At 73.7% G+C, this 13221-nt stretch carries 13 protein-coding genes; 6 read left to right on the top strand and 7 right to left on the bottom strand.

The annotated features are described in order from the left end of the window. Nucleotides 1-30 precede the first annotated feature (30 nt). The 5 genes from AB5J87_RS03005 to AB5J87_RS03025 all read left to right on the top strand — a co-directional run bounded on the left by AB5J87_RS03005 (nt 31) and on the right by AB5J87_RS03025 (nt 5917). Nucleotides 31-345: a hypothetical protein gene (locus tag AB5J87_RS03005; RefSeq protein ID WP_369373595.1), complete on the top strand. Its 315-nt coding sequence runs from the start codon at nt 31-33 to the stop codon at nt 343-345. A gap of 12 nt (nt 346-357) precedes the next feature. Then, the gene (locus AB5J87_RS03010; protein ID WP_369373597.1) at nt 358-1428 is read left to right on the top strand and encodes a M14 family metallopeptidase; all 1071 of its coding nucleotides are present in this window, start codon (nt 358-360) and stop codon (nt 1426-1428) included. 223 nt (nt 1429-1651) lie between these two features. After that, nucleotides 1652-2077, top strand: a complete 426-nt coding sequence (locus tag AB5J87_RS03015; RefSeq protein WP_369373599.1) for a nuclear transport factor 2 family protein — start codon at nt 1652-1654, stop codon at nt 2075-2077. Between the two features lie 55 nt (nt 2078-2132). Continuing rightward, nucleotides 2133-2474: a nuclear transport factor 2 family protein gene (locus AB5J87_RS03020; RefSeq protein WP_369373601.1), complete on the top strand. Its 342-nt coding sequence runs from the start codon at nt 2133-2135 to the stop codon at nt 2472-2474. A gap of 74 nt (nt 2475-2548) precedes the next feature. Further along, nucleotides 2549-5917: a BTAD domain-containing putative transcriptional regulator gene (locus tag AB5J87_RS03025; protein ID WP_369373603.1), complete on the top strand. Its 3369-nt coding sequence runs from the start codon at nt 2549-2551 to the stop codon at nt 5915-5917. Here AB5J87_RS03025 and AB5J87_RS03030 read toward each other — a convergent pair. The 7 genes from AB5J87_RS03030 to AB5J87_RS03060 all read right to left on the bottom strand — a co-directional run bounded on the left by AB5J87_RS03030 (nt 5910) and on the right by AB5J87_RS03060 (nt 11751). Further along, entirely contained in the window at nt 5910-6227 is a 318-nt protein-coding gene (locus tag AB5J87_RS03030) for an AzlD domain-containing protein (RefSeq protein ID WP_369373605.1), read from the bottom strand. The two genes, AB5J87_RS03025 and AB5J87_RS03030, sit on opposite strands and share 8 nt — an antisense overlap. Beyond that, nucleotides 6224-6958: an AzlC family ABC transporter permease gene (locus tag AB5J87_RS03035; protein WP_369373607.1), complete on the bottom strand. Its 735-nt coding sequence runs from the start codon at nt 6956-6958 to the stop codon at nt 6224-6226. The genes AB5J87_RS03030 and AB5J87_RS03035 overlap by 4 nt, the downstream gene beginning before the upstream one ends. Beyond that, a complete protein-coding gene (locus AB5J87_RS03040; protein ID WP_369373609.1) occupies nt 6955-7893 on the bottom strand; it encodes a branched-chain amino acid aminotransferase in 939 nt (312 codons plus the stop codon). The genes AB5J87_RS03035 and AB5J87_RS03040 overlap by 4 nt, the downstream gene beginning before the upstream one ends. Next, nucleotides 7890-8354, bottom strand: coding sequence for a nuclear transport factor 2 family protein (locus AB5J87_RS03045; protein ID WP_369373611.1), 465 nt, complete (start codon nt 8352-8354; stop codon nt 7890-7892). The genes AB5J87_RS03040 and AB5J87_RS03045 overlap by 4 nt, the downstream gene beginning before the upstream one ends. A 38-nt stretch (nt 8355-8392) precedes the next feature. Continuing rightward, a complete protein-coding gene (locus AB5J87_RS03050) occupies nt 8393-9664 on the bottom strand; it encodes a DUF6421 family protein (protein ID WP_369373613.1) in 1272 nt (423 codons plus the stop codon). Then, nucleotides 9661-10242: a bacilysin biosynthesis protein BacA gene (locus AB5J87_RS03055; protein WP_369373615.1), complete on the bottom strand. Its 582-nt coding sequence runs from the start codon at nt 10240-10242 to the stop codon at nt 9661-9663. Before AB5J87_RS03055 ends, AB5J87_RS03050 begins: the two co-directional genes overlap by 4 nt. A gap of 288 nt (nt 10243-10530) precedes the next feature. Continuing rightward, nucleotides 10531-11751 (bottom strand): MFS transporter, encoded by a 1221-nt coding sequence (locus AB5J87_RS03060; RefSeq protein ID WP_369373617.1) that lies wholly within the window; start codon nt 11749-11751, stop codon nt 10531-10533. A 198-nt stretch (nt 11752-11949) separates the two neighbouring features. Here AB5J87_RS03060 and AB5J87_RS03065 point away from each other — a divergent pair, with 198 nt between their 5' ends. Next, complete coding sequence (locus AB5J87_RS03065) at nt 11950-12933, top strand: helix-turn-helix domain-containing protein (RefSeq protein WP_369373619.1); 984 nt, start codon at nt 11950-11952, stop codon at nt 12931-12933. Nucleotides 12934-13221: the final 288 nt, after the last annotated feature.

Genomic DNA, 13221 nt, shown 5'->3' on the forward strand with positions numbered 1-13221 from the left:
GCACCGCACGGCGCCCGGAAGAGGCCCGTCATGTCCACCGCCGGTCAGCTCCTGCGCGTCCGGGTCACCGCCAAGGACGCCGAAACCCTGCGTGCCCTGCTGCGCGAGGCCCGCCCCGATGTGGGGGGCCGCCCGCGCCGGGGCGAGGACGGCGCGTTCAGCATCGAGGCGTACGCCTCCCCCGAGGAGGCCGAGGCCCTCGAACGCGAGGGCGTCTCGATCACGGTCATCGAGGACGCGGCGGCCACCGGCCGCGCCCGGCAGGCCGAAGTGGGCGAGGGCGACCGGTTCGCCGCCCACGACGCGGTCCCGCACGGGCTCGCCCTCAAGGTCAGGGACGACTGAGGAGCCACCGCCATGTCGTACTTGAACACCACCGAGGTCGAGTCCGCCGTGACCAGCCTGGCCACGGCGTTCCCGGGCGCGTGCGAGCTCGTCCCCCTGCCCGAGCCGTCCGTCGAGGGCCGGACCTGCCACGCCCTGCGCATCGGCAGCGGCCCCGCCGGGACCCACGACTGCGTCGTCCTCATCGGCGGCGTGCACGCCCGTGAGTGGGGCAGCTGCGAGATCCTGGTGCACCTCGCCGCCGACCTCCTGGAGGCCGGTGCCGGCGGCACCGGGCTGGCCTACGGCTCGCGGACCTATACCGCGGCCCAGGTGCACGGCATCCTCGACGACCTCGACGTCGTCGTCTTCCCGCTGGTCAACCCCGACGGCCGGCACTACAGCCAGACCGTCGACCCGATGTGGCGCAAGAACCGCAACCCCGCCGACTCCGGCGGCGACCCCGCCCGGATCGGCGTCGACATCAACCGCAACTACGACTTCCTCTTCGACTTCGCCACGGCCTTCGCCCCCGGCGCCGGGCCCCAGGTCTCCGCCGACCCGGGCGACTTCCAGGTGTACCAGGGCCCCGCCCCGTTCTCGGAGCCCGAGACGCGCAATGTGCGCGCGCTGTTCGACGCCTTCCCGCGCACCCGCTGGTTCGTCGATGTGCACAGCTACTCCGAGGACATGCTCTACGTCTGGGGCGACGACGAGAACCAGTCGCTGGACCCCGCCAAGAACTTCCGCAACCCCGCCTTCGACGGCAAGCGCGGAGTGGCGGGCGACCTGGCGTACGCGGAGTACATCCCGAAGGACGACGCCGACGACAGCACCGTGCTCGCCGAGCAGTTCTGCAAGGGCGTCCAGGGGGTGCGCGGCCGTTCGTACCGGCCGATGTCCGCGTTCCATCTGTACCCGACCAGCGGCACCAGCGACGACTACGCCTACTCCCGGCACATCGTCGACGCCCACCAGGGCAAGATCCTCGGATTCACCGTCGAGTGGGGCAAGAGCTTCCAGCCGCCGTGGAGCGAGATGGAGCGGATCGTCCTGGACGTGGACTCCGGGCTCGTGCAGTTCTGCCTCACCGCGCTCACGTAGCCGTACGGCACCAATCCGTACGCAGGGGCGCTCGCCGTCGGCGGGCGCCCCTTTCGCACCACGGACCGCCCCCGGTAGATCGTCAGCGGACTCGGCACGGGGTGCCGCGCGGGGGTCGGCGGGGGCATGGCCGGAAACGGACGGGCGACTTACGCTCACCGCCGCCGCCCTCCAGACTGGATCCGCACGAGCCAGGGACGACGTGAGACGAGGAGTTGGTGCAATGTCCGAGCAGCCCCAGGCAGGAGCCGCGCAGGCCACCCGAGGTGCGATCGACGCCTATCTGGCCCGGCTCGCGGCGCGCGATCTGGACGGGGCCGTGCAGGTGTTCGCCGAGTCGGTGGAGTGGGAGGCTCCGGGCTCGGCGGCGGTGCCGTGGTCGGGGCGGCGCGACGGGCGCGACGGGGTGATGAAGTTCTTCACGACCCTGCACGAGTACCTCAAGCCGGAGGAGTTCACGGTCACCCACATCGTGGTCGAGGGCGAGCACGGGGTGATCATCGGACATCTCCGGGACACCGTGAAGGCCACCGGCAAGCCGCTGGTCACGCCGTTCGCCGCCCATGTCACGGTCGTCGGCGGACAGATCACCCGCTACCACCTCTTCGAGGACACCCACGCCCTGCACCGGGCCGTCACCGACGACTGACGCCTCCCGAGCCCCTCCGCCACCACGGCCCCCACCACCGCGAAAGGCACCAGAGATGACTTCCCGTGGACCCGAGACGACACCGGGCGAACTGCCGTCCCACCGGGCCGTGCGCGCGTTCGTCGACGCCGTCAACGCCCAGGACCCGCAGGCGCTGTGGGCCGTCCTCGCCAAGGACGCCACCGTGATCGACGTCGGCACCGAGCGCGACCTCGACGACTGGGTCGAGCGCGAACTGTTCTCCTCGCACGCCCGGATGAGCGTGGTGCGCGAGTCGCCCGACGGTCTGTCGGTGACCGCCCGTTTCCACAATGACATCTGGGGGGACATCGACACCGCATGGGAGTTCTCGGTCTCCGACGAGATGATCAGGCGGTTCGTCACCGGTCCCGCCTGACCACCGCGGCGGCGAGCGGGCGCCCCACGCGCAGTCGGCAGGGGCCGTGGGACCAGGAAAGCAGAGGAAAGCGCGTGAGCCGCACCTCGGGGCCAGACGAGACACCGGCGCCGAAGGAGTCGGTGCGGATCCGTCTGCTGGGCCCGGTGAGTGCGGAGGTCCAGGGCGAGCACATCGGCCTGGGGCCGCAGCAGCGCGCGCTGCTCGCGGTCCTCGCGCTCGCCCGGGGCCGCCCGGTCAGCACCGACCGGCTGGCCGAACTCCTGTGGGAGGGCGACGCCCCGGACGGCGCGATCAGTTCGCTGCGCACCCACGTCATGCATCTGCGCCGCGTCCTGGAGCCCGGCCGGCGGGCCACGTCCGGGTTCCAGGTGCTGCTGAGCGCGGGCGCCCGCAGCAACACCAGCTACACCCTCCAGGTGGCGGACGACCAGGTCGACGCGGTGCGCTTCGTGCACCTCACCGACCGGGCCCGCAAGGCCGCCGCCGAGGACGACCCCGCGTCCGCCGTCGCGCTGCTCGACCAGGCGCTGGCCCTGTGGACCGGCCCCGCGCTCGAAGGCGTGAGCGACCGCAGCTTCGCGCTGGCCGAGGCCGACCGCCTCGAAGAGCTGCGGCTGGTCGCCCGCGAGGACCGCCTGGACGCGCTCATCACGCTCGGCCGCCACGAGTCGGCGGTGCCCGAACTCACCCTGCTGGTGGGTGAGTTCCCGCTGCGCGAGCGGCTGCGGCGGCAGCTGATGACGGCGCTGTACCGCGCGGGCCGCCAGGCCGACGCGCTCGCCGTGTACCGCGACTTCTACCAGCTCCTCGACGAGGAGGTGGGCATCGAGCCGGGCCGCCGCCTCAAGGAGCTCCACCAGCGCGTCCTGGTGGGCGACCCGGACCTGGCCGGGCACCGCGCCCCCGAGCCCGCACCCCGGCCCCCCGCCTTCCCGGTGCCCCGCCAGCTCCCGCCGGACGTCGCCAGCTTCACCGGGCGTACGGCGTATCTGCGCGAACTGGACGCCCTGCTGAACCAGTACGACGGCCCGGGGCAGACCCTGGTGATCTCCTCGGTCTCCGGGATGGCGGGCGTCGGCAAGACCGCCCTGGCCGTGCACTGGATGCACCGGGTGGCCGACCGCTTCCCCGACGGCCAGCTGTACGCGAACCTGCGCGGCCACTCCCCCGACCCGCCGACCACGGCCGACCAGGCGCTGGGCCAGCTCCTGCGCGCCCTCGGCGTGGGGCTCGGCCACCTGCCGGAGAGCACCGACGAGAAGGCCGCCCTGTACCGCTCGCTCCTGGCGGGCAAGCGGATGCTGATCCTCCTCGACGACGCGGCCGGGCTGGAACAGGTGCGCCCGCTGCTGCCCGGCTCGCCGACCTGCTTCGTCGTCGTCACCAGCCGCAACGACCTGCGCGGCCTCACCGCCTTCCACGACGCCCACCGGGTGAGCCTGGCGGTCTTCGGCGAGGAGGAGGCGCTGGCCCTGCTCGCCCGGATCATCGGCGCGGACCGGGTGCGCGGCGAGCCCGAGGCCGCCGCCGAAGCCGTCCGGCTCTGCGGCCGGCTGCCGCTGGCCGTCCGGATCGTGGCGGCGCACCTCATCGGCGACCGGCATCTGACGATCGCCGACGCCGTGCGCGGCCTGCGCGGCGACGACCTGCTGGACGAGCTCGCCCTCGGCCAGGAGGAGCACACCGGCGTCCGCAGCGCCCTCGCCCTGTCCTACCGGTCGCTGCCCGCCACGGAACAGCTGCTGCTGCGCCAGCTCGCGCTCGCGCCCGCCGCCGAGATCCCGGCCCCGGCCGCCGCCGCGCTGGCCGGGGCGGCGCTGCCCGCCACCAGCAGGCTCCTGGACCAGCTGGTCTCGCGCAGCCTGCTGGAGACGGACCGGCCCGGCCGCTTCCATCTGCACGCCCTGGTACGCCTGTTCGCCCGCGAGCGGGCCGTGGCCGAGGACGGCGCCACCGTACGCGCCAGCGCCGTCGGCCGGCTCCTCACCTGGTACCTGGGCACCGCCGAACAGGCCGGGCACCTGCTCTACGGAACCTTCTACTCCTGGTACGCCGCCCCGCCCCCGGAGCCGGACGGCTCGCCCACCTCACCGCTCGTCTTCACCGGCCCGACCACGGCCGTGACCTGGCTGGAGGACGAACGCGCCGCGCTGCTGGCCTGCGCCGAGCACGCCCTGCGGCACGGGCCGCGCCCTTTCGCCTGGCGCTCCGCCCTGGCCGTCCACGGCCATCTGATGGAGCACGGCAGGCGCACCGACTGGCTGGACGCCGCCCGCACCGGCCTCGCGGCGGCCGAGGCCGAGCAGGACGAGTACGCGCAGGCGGTGATGCACTGGAGCCTGTGCTACGTGCTGTGGGAGCTGGCCCGGCACGACGAGGCGCTGGCCCACAGCGCCCGCGCCGACGAGTTGTACGCAGGCGCCGGGGCGCCCGTGGAGCGGGCCGGGGCGGTGCTCGGGCTCGCGGCCTCCCACCTCGAACAGGGCGTCCTGCCCCGGGCGGCCCGGGACGCCGAGGATTCCCTGGCCCTCTACCGCGAGGGCGGCGAGCCCGCCGGGGAGGCGTGGGCGCTCGCCCTGCTCGCCCGCGTCCACTTCGACCAGGGCCGCCTCGACGCCGCGCGGGACCGCTTCGCCGAGGCGCTGGAGCGCGCCGAGGCATCGGCGGACGAGCACAGCGTGATGCTGGCGCTGTGGGGTCTGGGCACCGTCCACCACGCGCTCGGCGCACTCGACGAGGCCCAGCGGCTGCTCACCCGCGCCCTCGCCGCGGACGGCCGGCTGCTCTCGACGTACGCGGCGGAGGGCGCCCTCAACGCCCTGGCGGCCGTGGCCCGGGACAGCGGCGACCCCCGGCTCGCGCTCAAGCACGCCCTGGACGCGCTGAGCGTCACGCACCGCACCCACCGCCGGCTGGTGGAGCCCGACGCCCTGCACACCATCGGCACCGTACTGCTGGGCCTGGACGATCTGCCCGGCGCCCTGGACCACCACCGCCGCGCCCTGGAGGCGGCGCGGGGCACCGGCTGCCGCCGGGCCGAGACGGCCGCCTGCGTGGGGCTCGCCGCCGTGCACCGGCACATGGGCGAGAACCGCGAGGCCCTGGCCTACACCCGGCGGGCGCTGAGCACCGCCCGGCAGTTCGGGCTCCGGCTCGCCGAGGGCGAGGCACAGACCGAACTGGCCCGGGTGCACCTGGCCCTCGGCCAGCGCGTCAAGGCGGCGCAGGCCGTCGAGCGGGCCCTGCGCCTGCACCGCGCCACCGGCCACCGGCCGGGCCTCGCCCGCGCCGAGGAGGTGGCGGCGGAGGTGGCGGGCGCGGGAGAGCGGGGAGCGGCCGGACCGGGGGCGGAGGCGCTGAACGCGGAGGCGGCGGACGCACCCGCTGACACGGGGACGGACGCGGGGAGCGCGGCGGACACGGCCGAAGGCGTCAGCTGAGGGCCCGTACCAGCGCCGTCACCACCGCCGCCACCAGCACCACCACAGGCACCGGTGCCTTCAGCCGCCAGGCCGCGAGGGCCGCGGCGAAGCCCGCGAGCCGGGCGTCGAAGGCCAGGCCGTGGGCGCCCGCCGAGCCGACGAGCTGGGTGACGACCAGGACGGCGAGCAGCGCGGGCGTCAGATACTCGACGAACCTCGGGAACCAGCCCGGCAGTTCGCGGTCCCCCATCACCAGCGAACCGGCGCCCTTGATCAGGAAGGTGCTCGCCGCGAGGGCGCCGACGACGATCCATGGATCCCGGCTCAACGGGCCCTCCCCGCATCGGAGTTGCCCCTGGGTGACCGCCACGTCCACACCACGGCCACCGCACAGGCCACGGCGATCGCGAGGTCGGGCAGTTCGACGGCGGTGAGGACCAGCGCGCAGACCCCCGCCGCGAGGGCCGAGGTCCGTTTCGGCGCGGTGCCCAGATGGGGGGCGAGCAGCAGGAAGAACAGGACCGGGGAGACCGCGTCCAGGCCGTAGTCGAGGACGTCGACCGCCTTGAACGGGCCGATCGCGCCCACCAGCGTGCCCAGCGCCCAGCCGAGCCAGAGCACCACCCCGGAGGAGAGCAGCCGGACCCGGTCGAAGCGGCCGTCGGCGTCGCCGGCGATGGCCCAGGACTCCTCGATCACCAGCTGCGACTCGACGGCGCGCCGGGCCCGGCCGCCGCGCAGCGCGGGCAGGATGGCGAAGCCCATCACCAGATAGCGCAGGTTGAGCAGGGTTCCGGCGACGGCGGCGGCTGCCCAGCCACCGCCGTTGGCGATCACCGAGACGGCCGCGAACTGCGAGGAGCCGACGAAGACCAGGCCGGACATCGACGTGGTGGCGAGGGCCGTGAAGCCCGCGCCCTTGGCGAGTACGCCGAAGGAGATGCCGAACGCGAAGATGGCGACGGTGAACGGGACGGCGGCCCGTGCGCCCGCCGCCCACGCCTCGCGGGCACCGCCCCGGGAGTCGGGCCGGGCCGGCTCCGATTCGGTACCGGTCATCCGCTCCCGCCCGGTGCGCGAGCGGCGCCGGTTGCCGCGACGGCCGCCTCGGGTCCACCCCGTACGAGCGCGGCGTACGCCCGCGCCAGCGCCTCGGTGATCTCTCCGAGCGGATACCGCCGGTCGTCGACCGCCGCCACCGGCTGGACCTCGTAGGCCGTGCCGGTGAGGAACACCTCGTCGGCGCGGTCCAGTTCGGCGGGGTCCAGGTGCCGTTCGACGACGGTGAGGCCCAGGTCGCGGGCGAGCGCGCGGACCGTGCGGCGGGTGATGCCGTCGAGGACGCACTCCGGCGGCGGGGTGTGCACCTCGCCGTCGATCACCAGGAACAGATTGGCGCCGGTGGCCTCGGCGAGGCGGCCCCGGTGGTCCAGGAGCAGCGCGTCGTCGTGGCCGGAGCGCTCGGCCTCCTGGCCCGCGAGCGAGCCGATGGCGTACAGGGCGGCGGTCTTGGCGCGGACCGGCGCGGTGTCGGGGGCGGGCCGCCGCCAGCGCGAGGTGCGCAGCCGGATGCCGCGCGGCCCGTCGGTGAAGATCCGCGGCCAGGGCCAGGCCGCGATCGCCACATGGACGGTGGTGTCCGGCGCGACCAGGCGCAGGGTGTCGCTGCCGCGCCAGGCGACCGGGCGCACATAGCCCTCGTCGAGGCCCTCGGCGGCGACCACGTCACGGGTGGCGGCGTCGAGTTCGGCGGCCGTCCAGGGCAGCTCGAACCCCATTTCGCGGGCCGAGGCGATCAGCCGCTCGCTGTGCTCGCGGAGCTTGAACACCCGCCCGCCATAGGCCCGTTCACCCTCGAAGACGCTGGTGCCGTAGTGCAGGCCGTGGCTGAGGACGTGCAGCCGCGCCTGCCGCCAGGGCACCAGGGTCCCGTCGAGCCAGATGGTGCCGTCCCGGTCGTCGAGCGGGACGGCGGCGGGGCGGGGCCCGCTCATGTGGCGAATCCTCGCTCGGCGTAGGGGAAGCCCTCCAGCTCGTTGACGGGGACGGTGTCGTCACGGCGCGAGGCGTAGTAGATCCGGATCTCGTCGATCAGTCCGCTCGCGTCGAAGCGGTAGACCTCGGCGCCGCGCAGCACCTTGCCCAGGCGCGGCTTGAAGGCGGTCCACTCGCAGACGGCGGTACGGGCGTGCTCGTCGGCGTAGACGGCGTCGACGGCCCAGTGGGAGGCGTTGGCGCGCACGTCGGCGCCCCAGCGCTCCACGATGGGGTCGATGCCCCGGACGGGCCCGGACATCCCGGCGGCGAGGTAGTGCACGACCTGTTCGGACAGGCACTGGGCGAACAGGTCGCGGTCGATCTTGTTGCACGCCTCGAAGTACTGCCGGACGGCGGCCTCCATCGCGGCCCGGTCCAGGGTCCGGCCGCGCTCGTTTGCGGTGGCGTCGGATTCCATGTCGCCTCGTCTCCTCCGTCTTTCGGTCACGCCCGGGCTCATGCCTCGGCGGGCGCGAAGTGCAATGGTGGCAGGGACGACAGGCTCTCACGTGCGCGTACGAGCGCGAGTTGGTCCTCGGTGAAGGCGTACCGGTCGCCCTCGGCGCCCTCGCGCAGCTGGCTGCGGACGAGGTCCTTGGCCGCCGCGCGGTACTCGGCGGGCGCGGTCACGGACGCCTCCATCTCCTCGATCGCGTCGACCAGTTCGCGCAGGGCGGCCAGGACGCGGCCGTGGCGCAGGGCGAACCGGTCGCCGGCGCCCGGGGCGATGGCGCCGCGCTCGCGCAGCCAGGAGTAGAGGAACACCCCGGTGCCCGCGTCGAAGTTGCGCACGGCGTCGGCGTCGAGCGGATAGCGGAACATGCGCTCCAGCAGGATCATGGCGATCTGCTCGTCCGCGTACGGCACGGCGCCCCCGGCGCAGGCGAGGACGGTCTTGGCGTCGACCTTGAGCTCTTCGAGCAGGCCGATGAACCAGTTCATCTTGAGTTTGATGTGCCGGTCGAGCGGCCAGGCGCCCTGGTGGTGGAAGTAGTCGTGGAGATAGCCCCACAGGGCACGCGCTTGGTAACACGCCTCGGGGTCCATTCCCGTCGAGGCGCCCGGCAGGGATTCGGGGGTGAGTACGGCCCGCGCGGCGGGCACGGCGTACCGCTCGTGAATCCGGCGGAATTTGCTGAAGAAGAAGAACGCATAGCTCTGTTCGGCCACTTTGTCGTGGGCCGCGACGTTCTCCGGGAAGAAGACTATGCAGTTTCCTTTGGCCAGCCCTTCACTGCCCGCGAGGAGCACCGTGGCCTGACAGTTGTTCTTGGGGTGCGGATGGCTCCGCGAAACCTCGGGCAGCGCCTCCGGCTCCTTGCGGCGCACCAGGAAGAACTCCAGGCGTTTGCCGACCGGTGGAACGCTGTTGGTGGTCCGCACGGGCGCGAGGAAGGCCGCCCAGTCGCCGTCGGCCGGGGCGGTGAGGGCGTCCCGGGAGCGGGCGAAGTGGGGCGGGGCGTCCAGCCCCGCGGCCAGCCAGTCGTCGATGTCGGCGGTCAGCGCCTCGGCCTGGGCGCCCCGGCCGTGCCCGGTGAACCAGCGCGCGGCCCCGTCCCTGATGGCGCGCAGGGCCCGGTGGTCCTCGGCGCCGGGCTCGCGGACCGTGCCGTCGGCGTGCTGACGGGTGCGGAAGGCGTCCACCCGGGGCAGGAGTTCACGGCCGAGCCGGGCCGCCTCGGCGAGCATCGGATCGGCGAAGCGGTGGGTCCGGGCGGCGCCGCTCATCGAGCGGAGTCCCGCAGGTGGTGGATGGTGTACACCATCGGCACCTCGCCGAAGCTGCGCACCACCCGCAGTCCGTGGGCGCGGGCGGCGACCACCGTGGTGACGCATCCGTCGGCCTTGCCGTCGGCGCAGTCGATGGCCGCCTGTGCGTTGCTGGTCACGATCTGGCGTTCGCTCGCCGGCGGTACGAGACCGGCCGGGGCCGGGTGGGTGGCCACGGTCCCCGGCTCGCCGCCCACGCCCGGCGCGACGGCCAGGACCATCTCATGGGTGGGCCACAGGAAGCAGTCGACCATGCGGCAGACGTCGAGGTTGCCGAAGACCAGGCTGTGCAGCTCCGGGTAGACGGCGCAGGCGACCAGCGCGTGCTCGCCGGTCCTGGGTACGCGCTCCATGGCGTACTCGAGCGAGGCGTGCAGGACGACCTGCCCCTCCTCCTCGCCCCCGCGCCGCCGGAACCACTCGTGGGCCGCGGCCTCCAGATTGGTTCCGGTCGGGCCCAGCGTGTGCAGAAATCGTATGCCGCCGGTGAGCGAAGACGAAAAGACGTTGACGCCGGTGTGTTCTCGCGTCACCATTCCCACTCCCCCATGAATTCCCCCGCAATTCCCCGGCCCCACCGGGTGGTTGAGGCAGCGGCCCGGGGTGGTCCACGAACCGTGCGTCGGCACCCGGCCCGCGTCGGTGATCCTAAGCGGGTCCACCCCGCGGCGGCCACAGCGTGAACCTGCCAACGACCGGTTTTCCTCACCCTGGCCATTTCCTCCCGTACTGCGTTCCGGAAATCGGGCCACAAATCCCATCGGGCCGGGCGGCAATCGCAGGGATTTCCCTGAAAAAGCGAGCGGTTCACCGTACGCATCGCGTCATGACGACCACGGCCCGACAGCCCATTTCGGGCCACCGCGCGACCGGCCGGTGCCCGTGCCGCCGTACACCGCCGCCGCGTGCCGCCCCAGAGCCACGCCCGCCAGCAGCGCCACCAGCACGCACACCCCGGTCCACCCCGCCCTGCCGTAGACCTGGACCCCGAGCCACGATCCGGCGCTGCCGCCCAGGTACACGCAGGTCATATAGGCCGTGTTGAGCCTGCTGCGGGCGTCGGGGCGCAGGCCGAAGACCCGGGACTGGTTGGCGATCATGCCGGACTGCATCGCGATGTCCAGCAGCAGGGTGCCGAGCGTCAGCGCCGTCAGCCCCAGTGCCCCGCCCCGGCCACCCGGTACCAGTACCGCCGCCGAGACCAGGATGCCGAGCAGACAGACCAGGTTCACCGGGTCCGAGCCGTGGCGGTCCACCAGCCGGCCCGTGAACGGGGTGCAGAACATGGTGGCCGCCCCCACCAGCGCGAGCAGGCCCACCGCCTGCGCGCCCATCCCGTAGGCGGGGCCGGTGAGCAGGAGCGCCAGACAGGTCCACACCGCCGAGAACCCGGCGAAGGCGGTCGCCTGGTAGAGGCAGGAGCGGCGCAGCTCCGGCTCGGTGCGCAGCAGGCGTACGGACTCCGCCAGGAGCGCCGGGTAGGGGGTGCGTACGGACGGGGTGGTGACGGGCAGGAGGCGGGCCAGTACCCCGGCCAGCACCAGTACCAGGACCGAGGCCACCAGATAGGGGGCGCGCCAGCCCAGCCGGTCGCCGAGGGTTCCGCTGAAGGTGCGGGCCAGCAGCATCCCGCCGATGGAGCCGCTCATCAGCGTGCCCATCGTCGCACCGCGCCGGTCCGGGGCCACCAGACCGGCCGCCAGCGGCGCGACGACCTGGGCGGCGACCGTGGTCACCCCGATGAGGACGCTCGCGCCCACCAGGAAGGGCAGGTTCGGCGCGCAGCCCGCGGCGAGCAGTCCGGCGCCCGCCAGGCACAGCAGGGTGACGAGGAAGGGGCGGTGCGGAAGGCGGTCGCCGAGGGGAACGAGCAGGAAGATCCCGGCGGTGTAGCCGATCTGCGTGCCGGTCACCACCCACGCGGCAGAGTCGGGCGACTCGTGCAGCCCGGCCGCTATCAGTGGGCTGACCGCCTGCGGGAAGTAGATGTTGCCCACGCCGACGGCGCAGGTCAGCGCCAGGATCAGCACCATGCGACGGGTCATCGTCCCGCCACCCGCCCCACCATGGCCGGGCGAGCCGCGCCGGGGTCTGCGCCACCGGGGCGGTGCGTACGTGGGGTGCTCGTCGCCGCGCGGTGCGCGGGAGTCGGCGGTGTCGGGCGGGAAGCGGGAGTCGGCTGTGTCATGGGGGAAGTTGACGGCACCCGCGCCGCGCGGCCAATCGATGTAGCGTATGGCTTAATGATCAGCTACGAGCTCGGGGTCGAGGACCTCGCCGACACCCGCTTCGCCCTGTCGCCCGTGCACGAGACGGTGCTCAGCCTGCGGGTGCTGCGCGAGCCGGGTCTTTCCGCGCTGCACCTGCCCTGGCGCAGGTCGGTGCTCGGCCGGGTCGGCGGGCTCGACACCGGTCTGCTGCTGGCGCTGGTGTCGGCGCGGCGCACCCTGCCCGACTTCCTCACCCCGCGCCCCACCGTCTTCGCCCCGGAGTTCGAGGACGAGCTGGCCGCGGTGCGCCGCACACCCCCGGCAACCGTCCGCCACGACCTGCTGGCCGCACACTCCCCCGGTCCGCTCCCCACGCCCCTGTCGCCCGCCACCACCGGCGACGACAGCGACGCCGCCGCGCTGCGCGACGCGATCTGCGACCTCCTGCGGCGCTACTGGGAGATCGCCGTGCGGCCGGTGTGGCCGCAGATGCGGCTGCTGCTCGAAGCCGACATGACCTACCGGGCACGGCAGTTGGCGATGGGCGGCGCCCGCCGGCTCTTCGCCGACATGCACCCCAATCTGCGCTGGCACGAGGGCGTGCTGTACATCGACCGGATGATCAGCGAGTACCACGTCTCGGCGTCCGGGCGGGGACTGCTGCTCGTGCCGTCCGTCTTCGCCCACAAGCCCGCGCCGCCCGTCAGCGCCGTGGAACCGCCCGTACTCGGCTACCCCAGCCGCGGTGTGGCGACGCTGTGGACGCCGCCGCCCACCGCCGACGCGCCCGCTCTGGTGGCCCTGCTGGGCGCGTCGCGCACGCGGCTGCTCGGGCTCCTCGAAGAACCGCTCCCCACGGTGGAGCTGGCCCGCCGGCTGCGGGTCACCCCGAGCGCCGTCTCCCAGCACCTGGGCGTGCTGCACGCCGCCGGTCTGGTCACCCGCGCCCGGCACGGCCGCCAGGTCCTGTACCGGCGCAGCGACCTCGGGGACCGGCTCACCGGCGCGCAGCCGTAGCCGACGGCCGTCGCTCGCGGAACTCCCTTACGTATAAGGCTCCTCCACCCGGCGCGGACATCCCCAAATCTTGGGATACAGGCGTCTTCACCCCACGTCATAGCCTGCCGGAGACGGCCGGTCGGGGGTATGCACACGCGGCGAGCAACCGCACCCCCGCCCGGCGGTGGTCCGGGCCGCATCCAGGTCCGGGCCGTTTTCCCAGCCCGCGGCGCGAGCTCACGCGAGCCGCACACCACAGAGGAGATCGTCATGATCGCTCAGGTCGACACCAAGCGCGCCCGCCGG

This window comes from Streptomyces sp. cg36 (assembly GCF_041080675.1).
In the GTDB taxonomy this organism is placed as follows: Bacteria; Actinomycetota; Actinomycetes; order Streptomycetales; family Streptomycetaceae; genus Streptomyces.

Coding starts and splice junctions, on each gene's coding strand:
- AB5J87_RS03035 (WP_369373607.1), bottom strand. CDS start 6,958: ATGACCGGTACCGAATCGGAGCCGGCCCGGCCCGACTCCCGGGGCGGT.
- AB5J87_RS03015 (WP_369373599.1), top strand. CDS start 1,652: ATGTCCGAGCAGCCCCAGGCAGGAGCCGCGCAGGCCACCCGAGGTGCG.
- AB5J87_RS03040 (WP_369373609.1), bottom strand. CDS start 7,893: ATGAGCGGGCCCCGCCCCGCCGCCGTCCCGCTCGACGACCGGGACGGC.
- AB5J87_RS03010 (WP_369373597.1), top strand. CDS start 358: ATGTCGTACTTGAACACCACCGAGGTCGAGTCCGCCGTGACCAGCCTG.
- AB5J87_RS03055 (WP_369373615.1), bottom strand. CDS start 10,242: ATGGTGACGCGAGAACACACCGGCGTCAACGTCTTTTCGTCTTCGCTC.
- AB5J87_RS03050 (WP_369373613.1), bottom strand. CDS start 9,664: ATGAGCGGCGCCGCCCGGACCCACCGCTTCGCCGATCCGATGCTCGCC.
- AB5J87_RS03005 (WP_369373595.1), top strand. CDS start 31: ATGTCCACCGCCGGTCAGCTCCTGCGCGTCCGGGTCACCGCCAAGGAC.
- AB5J87_RS03060 (WP_369373617.1), bottom strand. CDS start 11,751: ATGACCCGTCGCATGGTGCTGATCCTGGCGCTGACCTGCGCCGTCGGC.
- AB5J87_RS03045 (WP_369373611.1), bottom strand. CDS start 8,354: ATGGAATCCGACGCCACCGCAAACGAGCGCGGCCGGACCCTGGACCGG.
- AB5J87_RS03065 (WP_369373619.1), top strand. CDS start 11,950: ATGATCAGCTACGAGCTCGGGGTCGAGGACCTCGCCGACACCCGCTTC.
- AB5J87_RS03020 (WP_369373601.1), top strand. CDS start 2,133: ATGACTTCCCGTGGACCCGAGACGACACCGGGCGAACTGCCGTCCCAC.